This window comes from Comamonas thiooxydans, from assembly GCF_000964545.1.
GTDB classification, from domain to species: domain Bacteria; phylum Pseudomonadota; class Gammaproteobacteria; order Burkholderiales; family Burkholderiaceae_C; genus Comamonas; species Comamonas thiooxydans.
Genome location: NZ_BBVD01000002.1, coordinates 429,760 through 449,194 on the forward strand (window position 1 = coordinate 429,760; position 19,435 = coordinate 449,194).

Genomic DNA, 19,435 nt, shown 5'->3' on the forward strand with positions numbered 1-19,435 from the left:
ACGCGGACAAGCCCGAGAAACGAGAAAGCAAGGCCTGGATATGACTTAGACGAGGCCCAGAACGGCCAGCAGCATGTCGATGAGCTTGATGCCAACAAACGGCACGATCAGCCCGCCCAGGCCATAGATCAGCAGGTTTCGGCGCAGCAGCAGGGCCGCACCCACGGCGCGATACTGCACACCACGCAAGGCCAGCGGCACCAGGGCGATGATGATCAGTGCATTGAAGATCACGGCGCTCAGGATGGCGGAATCGGCGCTGTGCAGCTGCATCACGTTGAGCGAGGCCAGTTGCGGATAAGTGCCCACAAAGGCGGCAGGAATGATGGCGAAATACTTGGCCACATCATTGGCAATGCTGAAGGTGGTCAACGCACCGCGCGTCATCAGCATCTGCTTGCCGGTTTCCACCACCTCGATCAGCTTGGTGGGGTTGGAGTCCAGGTCCACCATATTGCCGGCCTCTTTGGCAGCCTGGGTGCCGCTGTTCATGGCCACGGCCACATCGGCCTGGGCCAGGGCAGGAGCATCGTTGGTGCCGTCCCCCGTCATGGCCACCAGGCGGCCCGCCGCCTGGTGCGAGCGGATCAGCTGCAGCTTGTCTTCGGGTCTGGCTTCGGCCAGGTAATCATCCACCCCGGCTTCGGCTGCAATGGCGGCAGCCGTCAGCGGGTTGTCGCCCGTCACCATCACCGTCTTTATGCCCATGCGGCGCAGCTCGGCAAAGCGCTCGCGCATGCCGGGCTTGACGATGTCCTTGAGTTCGATCACACCCAGAACCTTGGCGCCATCGGCCACCACCAAAGGCGTGCTGCCCTTGCGCGAGACGTTGTCCACGGACAGTTGTACCTGAGCCGGGAAGCTGCCTCCCAGCGCCTCGACATGCCGGCGCACGGCATCGGCGGCGCCCTTGCGCAAGCTGCGCAAGCCTTGCGGGCTCTGCAGATCCACCCCGCTCATACGCGTCTGAGCGGTAAAGGGTACGAACTCGCCCGGAAAATCCGCACTGCTGCGATCAGGCAAGCCATGGCGCTCCCTGGCCAGAGCCACCACGCTGCGGCCTTCAGGTGTCTCATCTGCCAGAGACGAGAGCTGTGCGGCTTCGGCCAGCTGCGCGGCGCTCGTTCCGGGGGCCGGCAGAAACTCGCAGGCCTGGCGGTTGCCCAGGGTGATGGTGCCGGTCTTGTCCAGCAGAAGCACGTCCACATCGCCGGCAGCCTCAACGGCCCGGCCCGAAGTCGCAATGACATTGGCCTGCATCATGCGGCTCATGCCGGCCACACCGATGGCCGACAGCAGGCCGCCAATCGTGGTCGGAATCAGGCAGACCAGCAGCGCAATCAGCACGGCAATGCCGACCACCGAGCCCGTTCCGGCCTGTGACACCGCAAAGGCCGAGAAGGGCCACAGCGTGACGATGACCAGCAAAAAGACCAGCGTCAGCCCCACGAGCAAGATCGTCAAAGCCATCTCGTTGGGAGTCTTCTGGCGCTTGGCCGACTCGACCATGGAGATCATGCGATCCAGAAACGACTCGCCGGGGTTGACCGTGACTTCCACCACCAGCCAGTCCGACAGCACGCGCGTGCCGCCGGTCACCGACGAGAAGTCGCCTCCGGCCTCGCGGATCACGGGTGCTGATTCGCCGGTGATCGCGCTTTCGTCCACCGAAGCAACGCCTTCTATCACCGTGCCGTCAAGCGCAATCGTGTCGCCGGCTTCCACGAAGATGACCACGCCCTTGCGCAGTTCGCTGGCGCGCATGGGAATCCATGAGCTGCCGAAATGCGGTTGCTGCAGCAGCTTGGCCACCGTATCACGCTTCATGCCGCGCAGGCTGGCGGCCTGGGCGCGGCTGCGACCCTCGGCCAATGCTTCGGCAAAGTTGGCAAACAGCACGGTGAACCACAGCCACAGCGCAATCGCCAGGACAAAGCCGCTGTTCTCGCTGCCCGGCTCCATCAGGCTCTGCCACCACAACAGAGTGCTCAGGATCGCACCCAGATACACCACAAACATCACTGGGTTGGCCCACTGCGTACGCGGCGAGAGTTTGCGCACCGCATCCCACAGAGCCGATTTCGCCAGCTTGGCATCAAGCAGGCTGCGACCTGCCGTCATTTTCTTGGTGCTCATGGTTTACTCCTTCACTGCGCTGGTGGCGGGCTGCAAGGCGTCCAGCGCCAGATTGAGCTGCAGCACATTCACGCGCGGCTCGCCCAGCAAGCCCAGCGTGCGCTGCTCTGTTTTCTGCGCCAGCAATGGCTGCACCTGGTCTGGCGAGAGCCCTCGCGCCCTCGCCACACGCGGCAGTTGCAGCAGTGCATTGGCCATAGAGATATGCGGGTCCAGGCCCGATGCCGACGCAGTGACCGCATCCACCGGCACCGCCAGGTCTGCGGCCAGACCGTTATCGGCGCGGTACTGTGCGACACGCTGCGCCACGGCTTCGGACAAGTCCTTGTGCGTGGCCCCCTGGTTGCTGGCACCGGACAGGCCGGCGTTGTAGGGAGCCGCAATATTTGCCCCCTCCTGACTCGGATCGGGAGCGACTGTGGCGCTGGGACGGCCATGGAAGTACTGCGGCCCGGTGAATTGCTGACCGATCAGGGCCGAGCCCACGATCCGGCCCTGGCGTTCGATCAGGCTGCCATTGGCTGCATGCGGGAACAGTGCCTGCGCCACACCCGTGGTCAGCAAGGGATAGGCAATGCCGGAGACCGCCATCACCAGCAGGGCGGCGCGCACGCTGGAGCCCAGCAGATGTGGCCAGGAGGCGGATTGCGCCTCGGGCTGCGCTTGTGCATGGCTTGGTAGCACTGAAGCGCAAAGAGTTTGAGTCGATGTTTTCATGATTTGCTCCCTGGTCTGCAGCCGTGCATGGACTGCAGACCATTGGCATCAATTGGAAGAAGGCGTCAGGCGTACAGCTGAGCCACAAGCATTTGCAGGTGCTCGATCACGGGCCCCAGAGCCAGCGCCGGCAAAAAGGTCAACCCACCCACCACCAGCACCACAAACACCAGCAGGCCCATGAACAACGGCGTGGCCGTGGGGAAAGTGCCCGGACCCGGAGGCACGGTGGCCTTGGCGGCCAGGCTGCCAGCCACGGCCAGCATGGGCACAAGCGTCAGAAAGCGCCCCGCCAGCATGGCCAGGCCCGTGGTGGTGTTGAAGAAGGGCGTGTTGGCATTCAGCCCTGCAAAAGCCGAGCCGTTGTTGGCCGTCGCCGAGGCATAGGCGTAGAGAATCTCCGAGAAGCCATGCGGGCCGCGGTTGTTGAGACTGGCTGCGGCATCCGGCCAGAGCGCGGCCAGCGCCGTGAAGCCCAGAATGCAGGCCGGCGGCACCAGCACCGCCAGCATGACCAGCTTGATCTCGCGCACCTCGATTTTCTTGCCCAGGAATTCTGGGGTACGACCAATCATCATGCCGGCCAGAAACACCGTGAGGATGGCGTACTGAATCAGGTTGATCAGTCCCACGCCGTCGCCGCCGAAGACGCAGTTGAGCATCATCTGCGCCAGCGGCGTGATGCCGCCCAGCGGCGTCAGCGAATCATGCATGGCGTTGACCGAGCCCGTGGTGGCCGCGGTGGTGGTAGCCACGAACAAGGCCGTATCGGCAATGCCGAAGCGCAGCTCCTTGCCCTCCATATTGCCGCCGCTCTGGCTCAGGCTGTATTGCTGATCGGCTCCGGCGCGCGCCAGCAACTGGCTGCCGTTTTGCTCGGCCACAAACACCAGGCTCAGAAAGCCGACGAACATCACCATGCAGGCAGCAAACAGCACCCAGCCCTGCTTGCGCCGCAGCAGCATGGAGCCGAAGGCGTAGGTCATGCCGGCCGGGATCAGCAGCATCGAGAGGATGTGCAGCAGGTTGGTCAGCGGCGTCGGGTTCTCAAAGGGGTGGGCTGCATTCATGCCGAAGAAGCCGCCGCCATTCGTGCCCAGATGCTTGATGCTCTCCAGGCTGGCCACCGGCCCCATCAGCAGCTGCTGACGGCCACCTTCGAGCGTCGTCGCCACCGCGTCGGTGTGCAGAGTCTGCGGAATGCCCTGCCAGACATAGACCAGGGCCATGATGAAGGACAGCGGCAGCAGCACGCGCCAGAACACGCGCACGAAGTCGACCCAGAAGTTGCCGACATCCCTGCTACTGGATCGCGCCAGGCCGCGCACAAAGCCGGCACCGGCCGCGACCCCCGTGGTGGCACCGGCAAACATCAGGAAGGTGATGACCACCATCTGCGTCGCATTGCTCAGACTGTTCTCACCCGCGTAGGCCTGCCAGTTGGTATTGGTGATGAAGGAGGCAGCGGTGTTGAAGGCCAGGTCGGGCGCCTGCGCCGCGATCTCCAGCGGGTTCAGCGGCAGTGCGCCCTGCAGACGCAGCAGCAGATAACCCAGCAGCATCATCAGCGCATTGCTCAGCACCATAGCGGCGCCATAGCGCTGCCAGCCCATGCGCTCCTGCGGGTTCACGCCCATGACCCGGTAGCTCAGGCGCTCCAGCCAGCCATGACGCTCGCTGGTAAAGCAGCGTGCCAGCCATTGGCCCATGGGAATCGTCAGCAAGGTTGCCGCAATCAGCACGGCGGCAAATTCCATCCAGGGTAACCACATGATCCACCCCTTTCAGAGACGCGCCAGGGCGCGCACAAAGCCCAGCAGTCCGACAAAGCAGACCACAGTCAGGCTCACAAAAATCAGGTCTTGCAGCACTTGCATGGCGGCCCCTTCAGAATTTCTCGGGGCGCAGCAGCGCATAGCCCAAATAGGCAAACAGCCCCAGCGCCGTCAGGGCGGCCAGGGCTTCAATCCAGGTGATGGTCATTTCATTCCTCCCGCAAGCCGTTCACGCGGCTTGATTGCGATGGAGGAACTGTAGGAATTCGCCCGTCAAGAACGGGTAGAGATTGGCCTTGCCGATATCAAGACGGCATCAAGAAGCGGCTCGATTCGCGGCCGCAACCCCGGCCAGCCACTGAACGCGCAAGGCCAGCACGATGACCAGCGCCAGCACAGCCAAGGCCACGGAGCCGACGCCCGTCCAGCCCCAGCGCGACCAGAACCAGCCCGCCCCGGCCCCCAGCACGCTGGAGCCCATGTAATAGCCCCAGAGGTATAGCGACGATGCGTGCCCCTTGGACTGCGTGGCCAGCCGCCCCACCCAGCCGCTGGCCACCGAATGCGCGATGAAGAACCCTGCCGTCAGCAGGACGATGCCGGCCACGATGACGGCCAGCGGCTGCAACAGGGTCAGCACCACGCCTGCGGCCATCAGCAAAGTGCCAGCGACCAGCACCGGGCCGCGGCCCAGCCTGTCGGCCAGCCCCCCGGCAATCGGCGACGCCGCCGTGCCCAGCAGATAGGCGTAGAAGATATGGCTGATCTGCAACTGGCTCAGACCATAGGGCGATGCGCTGAGCAGAAAGCCGGCATAGTTGTAGATGCTGACAAACACGCCCATCAGGCCGAAGGCGATCAAAAACAGCAGCGGCAGGCCCGGGTGGCGCAGATGCCGGCCCCAGGCCTGCAGGTGATACCGGGCACCCAGCCCGGTCTTCTTGATGAAGTTGCGCGAGTTGGGTAGCAGCCAGACAAAGCCAAGGGCGGCCAGCAGGTCAAGCACCGACAGTGCAGCCATGGCGTGGCGCCAGCCCCAGAACTCGGTCATCGCACTCATGCCGACCCGGCCCAGCATGCCGCCCAGCGCCGTGCCGCCCACGTACAGGCCCATGGCAAAGCCCAGGCCGGGCGGGTCGATCTCCTCGGACAGATAGGCCATGGCCACGGCAGGCACGCCGCCCAGCAGCAAGCCTTCCAGCGCGCGTGCGGCCAGCAGCGCATGCCACTGCGGCATGAACGAAGCCAGCAGATTGCACAGCGCCGCCAGGGCCATGGAGATGAACATCAGCTTGCGCCGCCCCAGCCCCTCGGACAAGGCCCCCGCCAGCACGATGGAGCCGGCCAGGCAGGCCGTGGATACCGACAGCGCCAGCGCGCTCTGGGCCGGACTGACGGCAAAGCTGTGGGCCAGCTCGGGCAGCAGCGGCTGCACGCAGTACAGCAAGGAGAAGGTGGCAAACCCCGCCAGGAACAGCGCCACGCTGACCCGCCGGTACTCGGGCGTGCCGCGCTTGATCCATACCGGGGCGGCAGAGGCTGGAGGCTGGATGGGCAAGGAGGTGTTCACATCCTGCGGGGCGCTGTTCATGAGGGGCAAATAAGGACCGGAGACTAGGCTGCTATTGTGCTCCGCATCTGCCAGTTGCCGGAGCCAGCGGCCTTGGGCAATGGCGTCGCCCGCCCCGCATTTGCCGGAGCATCTCCATGAATTGGCCCTGCCGTTAAAATAAGCGCCCTCAAGACTTATTCACAGGTCTGCCCTGCATGGGTGCGGGCCTGGTGCGGCAAACGGACCGCCGCACCTTTTGTTGTCACAGCCGGCGTTCTCCGGCTGTATTTACAGCTCTCAATACTGTGTCATACGCCCCAGAAACCCGGCGCCGTCGTACGTTCGCCATCATCTCCCACCCGGACGCGGGTAAGACCACGCTGACCGAAAAGCTGCTGCTGTTCTCGGGCGCGATCCAGATTGCCGGCGCCGTCAAGGGCCGCAAGGCTTCGCGCCACGCCACCTCCGACTGGATGGAAATCGAAAAGCAGCGCGGCATCTCGGTGGCCTCGTCGGTGATGCAGATGAGCTACCGCGACCATGTGATCAACCTGCTCGACACTCCCGGCCACAAGGACTTCTCGGAAGATACCTACCGCGTGCTGACGGCCGTGGACTCGGCGCTGATGGTGATCGACGCGGCCAACGGCGTGGAATCGCAGACCCGCCGCCTGATCGAGGTCTGCCGCCAGCGCAACACCCCCATCATCTCCTTCGTCAACAAGTTCGACCGTGAAGTGCGCGACCCGCTGGACATCATGGACGAAGTCGAGCGCGAGCTGGGCATGCCCTGCTGCCCCATCACCTGGCCCGTGGGCCAGGGCAAGAGCTTCGGCGGCATCATCAATCTGCAGACACAGAGCATGACGGTGTTTGCCGCCGGCAGCGAGAAGCGCCCCGAAGACTTCGAAGTCATCCCGCTGACGGAAGTCGACAGGCTGCGTGCCCGCTTCGGCCAGGCCTACGACGATGCCATCGAGAGCATGGAACTGGCCCAGGGCGCATCGGCCGAATGGGATCACCAGGCGTTTCTGGAAGGCAAGCTGACCCCCGTGTTCTTCGGCTCCGGCGTGAACAACTTCGGTGTGATGGAAGTGCTGAACGCCGTGGTCGACATGTCGCCCCCGCCCGGCCCGCGCGTCGCCTTCACCGAAGTGAACCGCCAGCGCGAAGAAGTCACCATTAACCCCGAAGACAAGACCTTCGCGGGCGTGGTGTTCAAGGTACAGGCGAACATGGATGCCAACCACCGCGACCGCATCGCCTTCGTGCGCGTGGCCAGCGGCAAGTACACGCCCGGCATGAAGATGAAGGTGCAGCGCACCGGCAAGGAGCTGCGCCCCACGTCCGTGGTGACCTTCATGAGCCAGCGCCGCGAGGCCGTTGACGAGGCCTATGCGGGCGACATCATCGGCTTCACGATTCACGGCGGCGTGCAGCTGGGCGACTCCATCACCGACGGCCCCAGCCTGCAGTTCACCGGCCTGCCCTTCTTCGCACCCGAAATGTTCATGACCGTGGTGCTCAAGAACCCGCTGCGCACCAAGCAGCTGCAGCAAGGCCTGATGCAACTGGGCGAGGAAGGCGCGATCCAGGTCTTCAAGCCCGATGTCGGCGGCAATATGCTGCTGGGCGCCGTGGGTCAGCTGCAGTTCGAAGTGGTGCAGCACCGCCTCAAGACCGAGTACGACTGCGACGTGCGCCTGGAAGGCTGCCAGTACACCGGGGCGCGCTGGATCACGGCCGACTCGCCCGCCGAGCTGCGCGAGTTCGAGAACGCCTACCCCATGCGTCTGGCGCATGATGCGGCCGACACCCTGGCCTATCTGTGCACCAGCCCCTATGACGTGCGCCTGGCGCAGGAGCGCTTCCCCAAGATCCACTTCCACCCGCTGCGCGAGCATGCGGGCCTGGCACTGGGCTCGGCGAATTGAGCGCGTGATCACCCCCTGAGCGGCTTTGCCGCTTCCCCCTCTCTGGCGCTACGCGCCGGAGGGGGACGACGCCCTCGCTGCGGGGCGGCCCTTGCTCGGCGTCACGCCGATGGGCCGCGCCAGGTTCAAGCGTCCTTTGCAATGCATTGAGAGTTTTCTGTGAGCCAAGAATTTCTGCGCCCTTTGTCTGAACTGCGGACACCTGCCAAGCTGCTGGGCGTGCTGACCGATATCGACGACACGCTGACCACCGACGGCGTGGTGCCCGAGCATGTGGTGGCCGCCATTGCGCGCCTCAAGGATGCGGGCCTGAAGATCGTGCCCATCACCGGCCGCCCCGTGGGCTGGAGCGTGCCCTTTGCATCGGCCTGGCCCGTGGACGCCATCGTGGCCGAGAACGGAGCCGTGGCCCTGCGCCGCAATGCCCAGGGCGGCCTGGACAAGCTCTACCAGCAATCTGCCGACGAGCGCGCCCGCAACTTTGCCCGCATGCAGCAGGTGCTCGAGCAGATCGAGGCCACCGTGCCCGGCGCCAGACGCGCCACGGACTCGGCCGGCCGCGAATGCGATATCGCCGTGGACCACAGCGAATTCACGAACATGCCCCAGGCACAGATCGATGAATGCGTGGCCATCATGAAGGCGGCCGGCATGAATGCCACCGTCAGTTCCATCCACATCAACGGCTGGTTCGGCGAGCACAACAAGCTCGAAGGCGCGCGCTGGATCACACGCGAGCTGTTCGACATCGATCTGGACGCCACGCTGGCGCGCTGGGTGTATATCGGCGACTCGACCAACGACCAGCAGATGTTCGAGCACATGCCCCATAGCGTGGGCGTGGCCAATATCGCGCGCTTCGTGCCCCAGCTCAGGCATCTGCCGCGCCATGTGACCACGGCCGAGCGCGGCGACGGCTTTGTTCAGCTCGCAGAGCTGCTGCTGACTCAGCAAAAATAGTAGCTGCAACCGCTCTTTGCTTAATGATTTCAGCATCAAAACAATCTGAAATCTTTTGAAAACAAGCGCAAGCAGCTCTCATTTTCAAAGGCCTCCGTGCTTGCTGGCACAGAGGCCTTTTTTGACGCCCATCCATCGCCAAACACGATGCACCCACCCGTACAAGACGACCCCCGGATGCGTAAAAACCCACGGTTGGCACTCACTACAATTTTTGATTCATTTCAAAACATTTCTGAGAGACCAACACCATGCGCATGATTCGCCGCACCTTCGTCGCCACGGCCGTGGCAGCAACAGCCGCCCTGAGCGCAGGCACTGCATTTGCCCAGGGCAAGGAAGTCAAGATCGGCTATGCGCTGGCCGTCAACTCCCACTACGGCGCTGCCGCCAACGCCTGGGCCGAGGGCGTGGAAAAAGGCACCAACGGTGCCTACAAGTTCAAGCAGTTCCCTGCCTCCGCGCTGGGCGGCGAGCGCGAGCTGATCGAAGGCCTGCAGCTGGGCACCGTGGAAGCCGCCATCGTCTCCACGGGAGCGCTGAGCAACTTCGTGCCCGATGTGGGCGTGGTGGACATCCCCTTCCTGTTCCGCGACACCCAGCACGCACGTGCCGTGATGGACGGTGCCTTCGGTCAGGAGCTGCTCGCCAAGTTCCAGAAGCGCGGTCTGATCGCGCTGGCCTGGGGCGAGCAGGGCTTTCGCCATCTGAGCAACAACAAGCATGCCGTCAATGGCGTGCCCGACCTCAAGGGCCTGAAGATCCGCGTGACCGAGAACCCCGTGCACATCACGGCCTTCCGTACCCTGGGTGCCTCGCCCACTCCCATGTCCTGGCCCGAAGTCATCGGTGCACTGCAGCAGGGCACGATCGACGGCCAGGAGAACCCCATCTCCGTGCTGGTGTCCGCCAAGCTGTGGCAGGTGCAAAAGCACCTGACCCTGACCTCCCACGTCTACGCCCCCATGGCCCTGATCGTGTCGCCCTCGTTCTGGGGATCGCTGAACGCCGCCCAGAAGACCGCCTTCACCGAAGCTGCCAAGAAGGGTGCTCTGGCCTCTCGCGCCTTCGTGGACAACGTGGAGAAGAAGGGCGTGGAAGAAGCCAAGGCCAACGGCATGAAGGTCGTGGAGAAGGTCGATCAGACCGCCTTCCGCACCGCGCTGGAGCCCGCGTACAAGGAATACGCCAAGAAGTTCGGCCAGAAGACGCTGGACTCCATCACCGCCGTCAAGTAAGCACTGCCAACATGGGCCTGCCTCCGCTGAGGCCGGCCCATGCATTTTTCTCCCTCCTGGGCAAGGCAGGTCCTTGCCCGGCTGCGGTCAGCACGAATGGACTTGCGCCAATTCCTGCCGATGATGAAGCAGCTCTCAACTTTGTGATGCAGCCAGCTCCTGCGGCGTTCCATGCCGCTGCGCCTGCTCACCCCCACTCCTATGCTTGATCGTATCGAACGCATTCTCGTGGCCGGCAATCGCTGGCTGCTGATCTTGCTGCTGCTGGCCATGGCCTGCATCGTTTTTGCCAACGTGGTGCTGCGCTACACCACGGGCGACTCCATCGTCTGGGCCGAAGAAGTGGCCCGCCACATGATGATCTGGGTCACTTTCCTGGGCGCAGGCCTGGTGCTGCGCTTTGGCGGCCATGTGGCCATCGACAATCTGCACCGCAGCGTGAGCGCCCGCAAGGCACAGGCCATGCGCGGCTTTGTCGTGCTCATTCTGGCGATCTTCTTTGCCGTGATGACCGTTACCTCCTCGCAGTATGTGTACGCCACGCGCTTTCAGACCACGGCGGCCACGGACATCCCGATCTCCTATATCTATGCGGCTATGCCCGTGGGCTTTGTGCTGATGCTGATCCATCTGCTGTTCATCGCACGCGGCTACATCACCGCTGGCAGCTTCGCCGAGTCCGATGAAATGGATGCGGATGCTGCAGCGTCTATATGAACCCCCTGAGTCGCTGCGCGCCTTCCCCCTGGAAGGGGGACGACAGCCTCGCTGTGGGGCGGCGCGGCCGGCACAGGCCCTTGCTCGCTGTCCCTGGCTTGGGTCAGGCCAGTTTTATGCGTTGCGCCACGAATCACTGATCGATTGAAACATCATGGGTATCACTTTATTTGTTGCCATCATCGTCCTGCTCACGCTGGGCTTTCCGGTGGCGTTTGCGCTGGCCATCTCGGCCGCCCTGGCAGTCTTTGTCGGCGGACGTTACCCGCAGCTGATCGTCTTCAAGGAAATGTTCACAGGCATCGACAGCTTTCCGCTGATGGCCGTGCCCTTCTTCATCCTGGCCGCAGAGCTGATGTCGGGCGGTGCGCTCACGGCCGTGCTGCTGCGCTTTGCCGCCCAGTTCGTCGGCCATCTGCGCGGCGGCCTGGGCTATGCCAATGTGCTTTCGCTGACCATGTTCTCGGGCATCTCGGGCTCGGCCCTTGCCGATGCGGCCGGACCCGGCTCCATGATGGTCAAGATGATGGACAAGGCCGGCTACAGCCGTCCCTATGCGGCCGCGCTGACGGCCAGCACCGCCATCGTCGGCCCCATCATTCCGCCATCGGTCAGCATGATCATCTATGCGCTGCAGGATGAGAACGTGTCCGTGGGCGGCCTGTTCATGGCCGGCTTCATTCCCGGCATTCTGATCGCGCTGGCCATGGCGGCCGTCAACTGGTGGGTCTGCAAGAAGCGCGACTACCGCAGCACCGAACCACGCCCCTCGGCGCGCGAGATGTGGAGCACCAGCTTCAAGGCCATCCCCGCGCTGATGCTCATCGTGCTCATCGTGGTCGGTATCCGCTTCGGCATCTTCACGCCCACGGAAGCCTCCGTCGTGGCCGTGTTCTATGCCCTGGTCTGCGGCAAATGGGTTTACCGCACGCTCAGGTGGTCGGCCCTGCCCGGCATTCTGGCGCGCTCGGCCATGCTCACGGCCTCGGTGCTGCTGGTGATGGCGACCTCGGCAGCATTTGCCTGGGTGCTCACGGTGGAAGGCATTCCGCAGTACCTGTCCGAGCTGATCGTGAGCTGGGAACTCTCGCCCGTCATGTTCCTGATTGCCGTGAACATTCTGCTGCTGGTCTTCGGCATCTTCATGGAGCCACTGCCCGGCGTGATGATTCTGGTGCCCATTCTCGCGCCCATCGCCTTCAGCCTGGGCATCGATCCCACGCACTTCGCCATGGTGGTGATCGTCAACCTCACGCTGGGCATGATCACGCCGCCGGTCGGCGGCCTGCTGTTCGTGACCGCCGTGTCCACGCGCGTGTCCATCACCGATCTGACGCGCGAGATGCCGCTGTTCCTGCTAGCCCACTTCGTCGTGCTGTGCCTGCTGACCTTTATCCCGGCTCTGTCCACCTGGCTGCCGCACACGCTGGGCTTCCAGTAAAGCGGACTGTGCTGGACCACAAGGCCTGCGTGCATCACGCGGGCCTTTTTTTCGATCAAAAATCGGTGCCGCTGCCCATGAACACCATAAGCCTGCCTTGGCAGAAATGGCGCGGGTGAGGTGTGTTTGGAAGGACGCGCTGCATGCGCCATATCGGCCGCCCTTGCGTGCGCGCTACAAGCGACGTTCGCTCACTTCCACGCGCGCCCCCAGCCCCCCGAAATGCTGCACCAGGCGGTCCTTTTGCAAGGCGCTGACGCTATCGTCGAGCAGCGTCAGCGGCAGCCGGGTCTTGAGTTTCAGCAGCTCCTGCGCAGACAGCGTCGTGAAGATTTTCCTGAGCGCCAGCATGACCCTGGCCGGATCGGGCCCCAGCTCCAGCAGGCGCACGGTGTAGAAGATGGTGGAAGAGCGCGTTTCACGCGGCACAAGTGGCGCTTTGGCTGCCTTGGCCTGCACATGCGCCATCAACTCCTCGAGCGAGGCGAACAATGGCCTGGCCGCGCGGTGCGGCTCGTCATGCCACTTCCACAGCACAGGCACTTCGGGCCGGCTCATGTCACCGATCAGCGGGTCGCCATCCAGGCCATGGGTCAGCACCAGCCAGTGCGGGCTCCAGCCATCCGCCACCGCACCATCGATCCAGCGCAGATCACCGGGCGTGCTGGCCTTGAGGTCCAGACCGAAGCGGTACTCACCAGTCTGAGACCACAGCCCTGCCGTATCGGTGGCGCGCTGCATCGCGAGCCAGTTGCCCGCACCTTCACGCCATGCAGGAAGCTGCAACCACGGCAGCTCATCTCTCCAACCAAGCGCCCAGGTCATCCAGATCTGCACCGCAGGCGGCAGCGGTGGGCGCGCGATCTGCGCCATCCACGCGATACGCGAGGCCGCCAGCTCCGCCGGTGCAGGAAAGTTGCTGCGCGAGAAGGACATGGTGCGCGCCGCCTCTTACCGCGCCAGCACCGGCGCCAGTGCCTTGCCGGTGTGGGTGCCGATCTTCACCAGCTCCTCGGGGGTTCCCGTGGCCACGATGCGTCCGCCCTCTTTGCCGCCTTCGGGGCCCAGATCGATGATCCAGTCCGCCTCGGCAATCACGTCAAGGTCATGCTCGATGACCACCACGCTGTGGCCGCCATCGACAAGGCGGTGCAGCACATGGATGAGCTTGTCCACATCGGCCATGTGCAGGCCCACGGTGGGCTCGTCCAGCACATACAGCGTGTGCGGAGCCTTCTGTCCGCGCCGGCCGATATCGTCGCGCACCTTGGTCAGCTCGGTCACCAGCTTGATGCGCTGGGCCTCGCCACCCGACAGCGTGGGCGATGGCTGGCCCAGGGTCAGATAGCCCAGGCCCACGTCTTTCAGCAGCTGCAGCGGATGGGCAATCGAGGGCATGGAGGCGAAGAACTCCACGGCCTCGTCGACCTCCATCTTCAGCACATCGCCAATGCTCTTGCCGCGCCAGCTCACGGCCAGCGTCTCGGGGTTGAAGCGTGCACCGTGGCAGACTTCGCAAGGCACTTTCACATCGGGCAGAAAGCTCATCTCGATGGTGCGCACGCCCTGGCCTTCGCAGGCCGGGCAACGGCCTTCGCCGGTGTTGAACGAGAAGCGGCCAGCCGCATAGCCGCGGGCCTTGGCCTCCAGTGTCTCGGCAAACAGCTTGCGAATCGTGTCCCAGAAGCCGATATAGGTCGCCGGGCAGGAGCGCGGCGTCTTGCCGATCGGGGTCTGATCGACTTCGAGCACGCGATCGATGGTCTCGAAACCCTTGAGTCCCTTGCAGCCCACGAGCGCTGGCGACTTGCCTGCATCCATGGCATCGCGGCCGGCCTTGGTCGAGCGCTGCTGCACCCAGGCCGCCACATTGCTCAGCAGCACATCGCGCGCCAGCGTGGACTTGCCCGAGCCGGACACTCCGGTCACGGCCACCAGGCGCTTGAGCGGAACGCGGGCGTCCACGCTCTGCAGATTGTGCAGATTCGCGCCCAGCACCGTGAGCCAGTGCAAGGCGTCGCTGTCTTGCTGCACCACATTTTCAGTAGCAGCTACCGCTTTCTTTTTCTTGGTCTTGGATGGTTTCTTATCTAGAGCCGCCATATCACCAGCGTCAGCAGCTTCTGCATTGATAGCAGCCGGCTGCTCCGGAGGCTCGCCCTCCCCCACCCATAGACGAGGCTTGAAGGGATGGCGCATGGCGTGCAGCAGATAGCGCCCGGTGACCGAGTCCTTGGCCGCCATGATGTCATCCACCGTACCCTCAGCCACCAGACGGCCGCCACGAATGCCGGCGCTGGGGCCGATGTCGATCACATGGTCGGCGCGGCGAATCGTGTCTTCGTCGTGCTCCACCACCACCAGTGTGTTGCCCTTGTCGCCTAGCTTGTGCAAGGCATTGAGCAGAATCTGGTTGTCGCGCGCATGCAGGCCAATAGTGGGTTCGTCCAGCACATAGCAGACGCCTTGCAGATTGCTGCCCAGCTGTGCGGCCAGTCGGATGCGCTGGGCCTCACCCCCGCTCAGCGTGGGCGCGCCACGGTCCAGCGTCAGATAGTTGAGACCGACTTCTTCCAGGAATTCGAGACGGCTTTGAATCTCGGGGATCAGATCGCGCGCAATATCGGCTTCGCGGCCCGTGAGCTCCAGGCTCTGTATCCAGTGGCGCACATCGCTGACCGACAGCTGGGCGATATCGGTAATCGCCTCGTCGTGAAACTTCACGGCTCGCGCCACAGGGTTCAGACGTGTGCCATGGCATTTGGGACAAACGACTTCAGCCAGGTCTTCCACTTCCTGGCCCTCGAACTTCACCTCACGGCCCCGGTTGTCGTCGGCCAGCAAGGTGTCGTCATAGACCTTGCGCTGGTCCTTGGTCAGCTTCACGCCCGTGCCCACGCAATCGGGACACCAGCCATGCTTGCTGTTGTAGGAGAACAGACGCGGGTCCAGCTCGGCATAGCTGGTGGCGCAGACCGGGCAGGCGCGCTGGGTGGAGAACACCTGCAGCGCACCGATGCCGGCCGTGCTCCGGCCGCCCTGCATGGCGTCGGCCAGATTCTCGATGCCCGAGAGCACATGCAGCACGCCCTTGCCGATCTCCAGCGCCTGGCGCAAATGGCCGCGCAGCTCCTTCTCGTTGGCCGCGGTCACCGTCACGCTGGCCACGGGCAGCTCGATGGTGTGCTCCTTGAAACGGTCAATGCGCGGAAAGCCCGTGGTCGGCAGAAACTCGCCGTCCACGCGCAGATGCGTGTAGCCCTTGGGTCTGGCCCAGTCGGCCAGCTCGGTATAGACGCCCTTGCGGTTGACGACCAGCGGACTCAAGAGACCGATGGTCTGACCGCGGAAGTTCGTCATCAGCTGCGCGGCAATGCTTTCCTCGGTCTGCGGCTGGACGATGGCATCGTCGTGTATGCAGTGCTGCACGCCCAGCTTCACATAGAGCAGACGCAGAAAGTGCCAGACCTCGGTGGTCGTGCCCACCGTGGACTTGCGACCGCCGCGCGACAGGCGCTGCTCGATGGCCACCGTAGGCGGTATGCCATAGACCGCATCGACCTCGGGACGGCCAGCAGGCTGCACGATGGAGCGCGCATAGGCATTGAGCGATTCGAGATAGCGGCGCTGGCCTTCGTTGAACAGAATGTCGAAAGCCAGCGTGGATTTTCCGGAACCCGACACCCCGGTCACCACATTGAACTTGCCGCGCGGCACATCGACCGTCAGCGACTTAAGGTTGTGCTCCTTGGCGTTGACGATTTCAATCGCATTCTTGGCCTGCAGTGCTTGTGCAGCCTTGGCTTTGCGCTCTGGTTTATAGAGCATGGGGGCTACTTCACGCACCGCCTCGCCGCCCACGCCCATGGCCAGGTCGTATTCGCGCAAGGCCTGGGCCGTGTGCGACTCTTGCACATGGCGCACATCTTCAGGCGTGCCCTGGGCCACGATCAGACCGCCGCCATCACCACCTTCGGGGCCCAGGTCGATGAGCCAGTCGCTGGCGCGAATCACGTCCAGATTGTGCTCGATGACGATCAGCGAGTGGCCGGCTTCGAGCAGCTTGCGCAGCGCGCGCATGAGCTTGGCGATGTCCTCGAAATGCAGGCCGGTCGTGGGCTCGTCGAACAGGAACAGCGTGCCTTTCTTGGCCAGCGACTGCTTGGACTTGCTTTGCGCGCGAGCCGCTTCCGCGAGGAAGCCTGCCAGTTTCAAGCGCTGGGCCTCGCCGCCCGACAGCGTGGGCACGGGCTGACCCAGCTTCACATATTCCAGACCCACATCGACGATGGGCTGCAGAGCGCGGATCACATCGCGGTCCTGCGCAAACAGCAGCGCAGCTTCGGCCACCGTGAGCTCCAGCACATCGGCCACATTCAGCGGCTGGCCGTTGCGCTCGATTTTCACTTCGAGGATCTCGGGGCGATAACGCGTGCCGTTGCAATCGGGACAACGCAGATAGACATCCGAGAGGAACTGCATCTCCACATGCTCAAAGCCCGAGCCGCCGCAGGTCGGGCAGCGGCCGTCGCCGCTGTTGAAGCTGAACTTGGCAGCCGTGTAGCCGCGCTGGCGCGACAGCGGCGCCACGGCGAACAGCTCGCGGATCGCATCCCAGGCGCCCACATAGCTGACCGGGTTGGAGCGCGCCGTCTTGCCGATGGGCGACTGGTCCACGAACATCACATCGGCCAGATGGTCCGCGCCCAGCAGGCGCTCGAACGCGCCCGCCGCATCGGTGGGCTTGCCGAAATGGCGCATCAGCGCAGGCACCAGCACATCCTGGATCAGCGTGGATTTGCCCGAGCCCGACACGCCGGTGATGGTGACCAGGCGCTGCAGCGGAAAGTCCACGCTGATATCGCGCAGGTTGTGCTCGCGCGCGCCTTCGAGAATCAGGCGCGGCGTGCTCTCGGTCACCATGCGCTTGAGACCGAAGCCCACCTGCTTGCGCCCACCCAGATAGGCGCCAGTGAGGGTATCGGCCTTGCGCAGATCCTCGGGTGTGCCGTCGAACACGATCTGGCCGCCGCGTGCGCCAGGGCCCGGCCCCATGTCTATCATGCGGTCGGCGGCAAACATCACGGCCGGGTCATGCTCCACCACAACCAGCGTATTGCCCGCATCGCGCAGGCGCTGCATGGCCTCGGTGATGCGTTCCATATCGCGCGGGTGCAGTCCTATCGATGGCTCGTCGAGCACGAACAAGGTATTGACCAGCGAAGTGCCCAAAGCGGTGGTCAGATTGATGCGCTGCACCTCGCCACCGCTCAACGTGCGGCTCTGGCGGTCCAGCGTGAGGTAGCCTATGCCCACATCGCACAGGTACTGCAGCCGCGTCATGACTTCTGCATGCAGCATCTTCAATGCCTGGGCTTCACCATCATTTTTAACGGCGTTGCTGTCTGGCGCCAGCTGCGCAAAGAAGTCACGCAGGCGCGTGATCGGCAAGCGCATCAGATCGTGCAGACACAGGCCAGGCAGGCTGTCGAGCTGCTCTCGGCTCCAGCCCACTGCCTGAGGCATGAAGCGCTGGTATCTGCCGCTCTCATCGCCGGGCGGCAGCACGGCATCCGCAGCCTGCTTGCCTCCTATGCGCCAGAGCAGGCTTTCGGTCTTGAGACGCGCACCTCCGCATGTCGGGCATTCGGTATAGCTGCGGTACTTGGACAGCAGCACCCGGATATGCATCTTGTAGGCCTTGCTTTCGAGATACTCGAAGAAGCGGCGAATGCCATACCAGGTCTGGCTCCACTTGCCGTTCCAGTTGGGCGAGCCCTCGATCACCCAGTCCTTCTGCTCCCGGGTCAGCTTGGACCAGGCCGTATCGCGTGGAATGCCCTCGGCCTCGGAATGGCGCATCAGGTCGTCCTGAATCTCCTTCCAGGCCGGCGTCTGGATCGGCTTGATGACACCGGTGCGCAAGGTGAGCTTTTCATTGGGAATCACCAGTCCCCAGTCGACCCCGATGACGCGACCGAAACCACGGCAGGCATCGCAGGCGCCCACCGCGGAGTTGAACGAGAACAGCGAGGGAATCGGCTCCTGGTAAGTCAGATTGCTCTCGGGGCAATGCAGACCCAGCGAGAACTTCCACAGCTCGGGCTCGGTCGCCTCAACACCGCTCTCGGGCAACACATAGACCGTGAGCCTGCCGCTGCCGCGCTTGAGGCCCACCTCGATCGCCTCCATGGCGCGGGACCGCTCGGCCTTGCCGAGGCGAAAGCGGTCAGCAATCACATCCAGCACCTTGATCTTCTCGGGGGCTGGCTTGGCCTTTTTCTTGCCCTTGGCGACCTCATCAGCTGCTGGGTGAGCGCGCTCCACTTCGCGCTCGGCCTGCACCTTGGTGAAACCGCTGGCAGACAGCCATTGCTCCACCTCTTCGGCCGAGGTATTGGCCGGCAGCTCCACCGGGAAGGTAATGGCAATGCGCGGATCGCCCGCGGCCTCGCAGCGCTGGGCCAATTCGGCATAAATGCTGTCCGCCGTATCGTGGCGCACCGGCAGGGCCGTCCTGCTGTCGAACAACTGGGCCGCGCGCGCAAACAGCAGCTTGAGGTGATCGTTGATCTCCGTCATCGTGCCCACGGTGGAACGCGAGTTGCGCACCGGATTGGTCTGGTCGATGGCAATCGCTGGCGGCACACCCTCGACCTTGTCCACGGCCGGCTTGTCCATGCGATCGAGGAACTGGCGCGCATAGGCGGAGAAGGTCTCGACATAGCGGCGCTGACCTTCGGCGTACAGCGTGTCGAACACCAGACTGGACTTGCCCGAGCCGCTGGGGCCTGTGACAACGGTCAGCTCACCGGTACGGATATCGATGTCCAGATTGCGAAGATTGTGCTGGCGAGCACCACGGATACGGATCAGGCCCTGCGTCATGTTCTGCGGTCTTTTCTATGGAGGCCAAACATTCTAGGCAGTCCTGGCATGAGCCTTGGGTGCGCATGTGCATTACC

Annotated in this window: 12 protein-coding genes; 5 read left to right on the forward strand and 7 right to left on the reverse strand. The window is 63.8% G+C overall.

Annotated features, from left to right (window positions below):
* Positions 1-45: 45 nt before the first annotated feature.
* From kdpB to Cth01_RS03455, 5 genes are all read right to left on the reverse strand, one after another.
* Positions 46-2,136, reverse strand: a complete 2,091-nt coding sequence (gene kdpB, locus Cth01_RS03435) for a potassium-transporting ATPase subunit KdpB (RefSeq protein WP_045838525.1) — start codon at positions 2,134-2,136, stop codon at positions 46-48.
* A 3-nt stretch (positions 2,137-2,139) separates the two neighbouring features.
* Positions 2,140-2,853: a K(+)-transporting ATPase subunit C gene (gene kdpC, locus Cth01_RS03440; RefSeq protein WP_034405932.1), complete on the reverse strand. Its 714-nt coding sequence runs from the start codon at positions 2,851-2,853 to the stop codon at positions 2,140-2,142.
* A 65-nt stretch (positions 2,854-2,918) separates the two neighbouring features.
* Positions 2,919-4,625, reverse strand: coding sequence for a potassium-transporting ATPase subunit KdpA (gene kdpA / locus Cth01_RS03445; RefSeq protein ID WP_045838526.1), 1,707 nt, complete (start codon positions 4,623-4,625; stop codon positions 2,919-2,921).
* Between the two features lie 115 nt (positions 4,626-4,740).
* On the reverse strand, positions 4,741-4,836 hold the full coding sequence (kdpF, locus tag Cth01_RS03450) for a K(+)-transporting ATPase subunit F (RefSeq protein ID WP_003061706.1): 96 nt from the start codon (positions 4,834-4,836) through the stop codon (positions 4,741-4,743).
* 108 nt (positions 4,837-4,944) lie between these two features.
* On the reverse strand, positions 4,945-6,219 hold the full coding sequence (locus tag Cth01_RS03455; RefSeq protein ID WP_045838527.1) for an MFS transporter: 1,275 nt from the start codon (positions 6,217-6,219) through the stop codon (positions 4,945-4,947).
* Between the two features lie 266 nt (positions 6,220-6,485).
* Between Cth01_RS03455 and Cth01_RS03460 the strand changes: the two genes are divergently transcribed.
* The 5 genes from Cth01_RS03460 to Cth01_RS03480 all read left to right on the forward strand — a co-directional run bounded on the left by Cth01_RS03460 (position 6,486) and on the right by Cth01_RS03480 (position 12,470).
* Positions 6,486-8,114, forward strand: a complete 1,629-nt coding sequence (locus Cth01_RS03460; RefSeq protein WP_034357174.1) for a peptide chain release factor 3 — start codon at positions 6,486-6,488, stop codon at positions 8,112-8,114.
* Positions 8,115-8,273: 159 nt separating this feature from the next.
* On the forward strand, positions 8,274-9,074 hold the full coding sequence (locus Cth01_RS03465) for an HAD-IIB family hydrolase (protein ID WP_045838528.1): 801 nt from the start codon (positions 8,274-8,276) through the stop codon (positions 9,072-9,074).
* Between the two features lie 251 nt (positions 9,075-9,325).
* A complete protein-coding gene (locus tag Cth01_RS03470; RefSeq protein WP_034357170.1) occupies positions 9,326-10,312 on the forward strand; it encodes a TRAP transporter substrate-binding protein in 987 nt (328 codons plus the stop codon).
* 201 nt (positions 10,313-10,513) lie between these two features.
* Complete coding sequence (locus tag Cth01_RS03475) at positions 10,514-11,029, forward strand: TRAP transporter small permease (RefSeq protein WP_034357664.1); 516 nt, start codon at positions 10,514-10,516, stop codon at positions 11,027-11,029.
* A 154-nt stretch (positions 11,030-11,183) separates the two neighbouring features.
* Entirely contained in the window at positions 11,184-12,470 is a 1,287-nt protein-coding gene (locus Cth01_RS03480) for a TRAP transporter large permease (RefSeq protein WP_045838529.1), read from the forward strand.
* A gap of 174 nt (positions 12,471-12,644) precedes the next feature.
* On the opposite strand, the gene Cth01_RS03485 is transcribed toward Cth01_RS03480, so the two are convergent.
* The gene (locus tag Cth01_RS03485) at positions 12,645-13,406 is read right to left on the reverse strand and encodes a hypothetical protein (RefSeq protein ID WP_034405918.1); all 762 of its coding nucleotides are present in this window, start codon (positions 13,404-13,406) and stop codon (positions 12,645-12,647) included.
* Between the two features lie 15 nt (positions 13,407-13,421).
* Positions 13,422-19,358 carry an excinuclease ABC subunit UvrA gene (uvrA, locus tag Cth01_RS03490; RefSeq protein WP_045838530.1) on the reverse strand — a complete coding sequence of 1,979 codons (5,937 nt, stop codon included), beginning with the start codon at positions 19,356-19,358 and terminating at the stop codon, positions 13,422-13,424.
* Between the last annotated feature and the right edge of the window lie 77 nt (positions 19,359-19,435).

Coding starts and splice junctions, on each gene's coding strand:
- Cth01_RS03455 (WP_045838527.1), bottom strand. CDS start 6,219: ATGAACAGCGCCCCGCAGGATGTGAACACCTCCTTGCCCATCCAGCCT.
- kdpA (WP_045838526.1), bottom strand. CDS start 4,625: ATGTGGTTACCCTGGATGGAATTTGCCGCCGTGCTGATTGCGGCAACC.
- kdpC (WP_034405932.1), bottom strand. CDS start 2,853: ATGAAAACATCGACTCAAACTCTTTGCGCTTCAGTGCTACCAAGCCAT.
- Cth01_RS03480 (WP_045838529.1), top strand. CDS start 11,184: ATGGGTATCACTTTATTTGTTGCCATCATCGTCCTGCTCACGCTGGGC.
- kdpF (WP_003061706.1), bottom strand. CDS start 4,836: ATGACCATCACCTGGATTGAAGCCCTGGCCGCCCTGACGGCGCTGGGG.
- kdpB (WP_045838525.1), bottom strand. CDS start 2,136: ATGAGCACCAAGAAAATGACGGCAGGTCGCAGCCTGCTTGATGCCAAG.
- Cth01_RS03485 (WP_034405918.1), bottom strand. CDS start 13,406: ATGTCCTTCTCGCGCAGCAACTTTCCTGCACCGGCGGAGCTGGCGGCC.
- uvrA (WP_045838530.1), bottom strand. CDS start 19,358: ATGACGCAGGGCCTGATCCGTATCCGTGGTGCTCGCCAGCACAATCTT.
- Cth01_RS03475 (WP_034357664.1), top strand. CDS start 10,514: ATGCTTGATCGTATCGAACGCATTCTCGTGGCCGGCAATCGCTGGCTG.
- Cth01_RS03470 (WP_034357170.1), top strand. CDS start 9,326: ATGCGCATGATTCGCCGCACCTTCGTCGCCACGGCCGTGGCAGCAACA.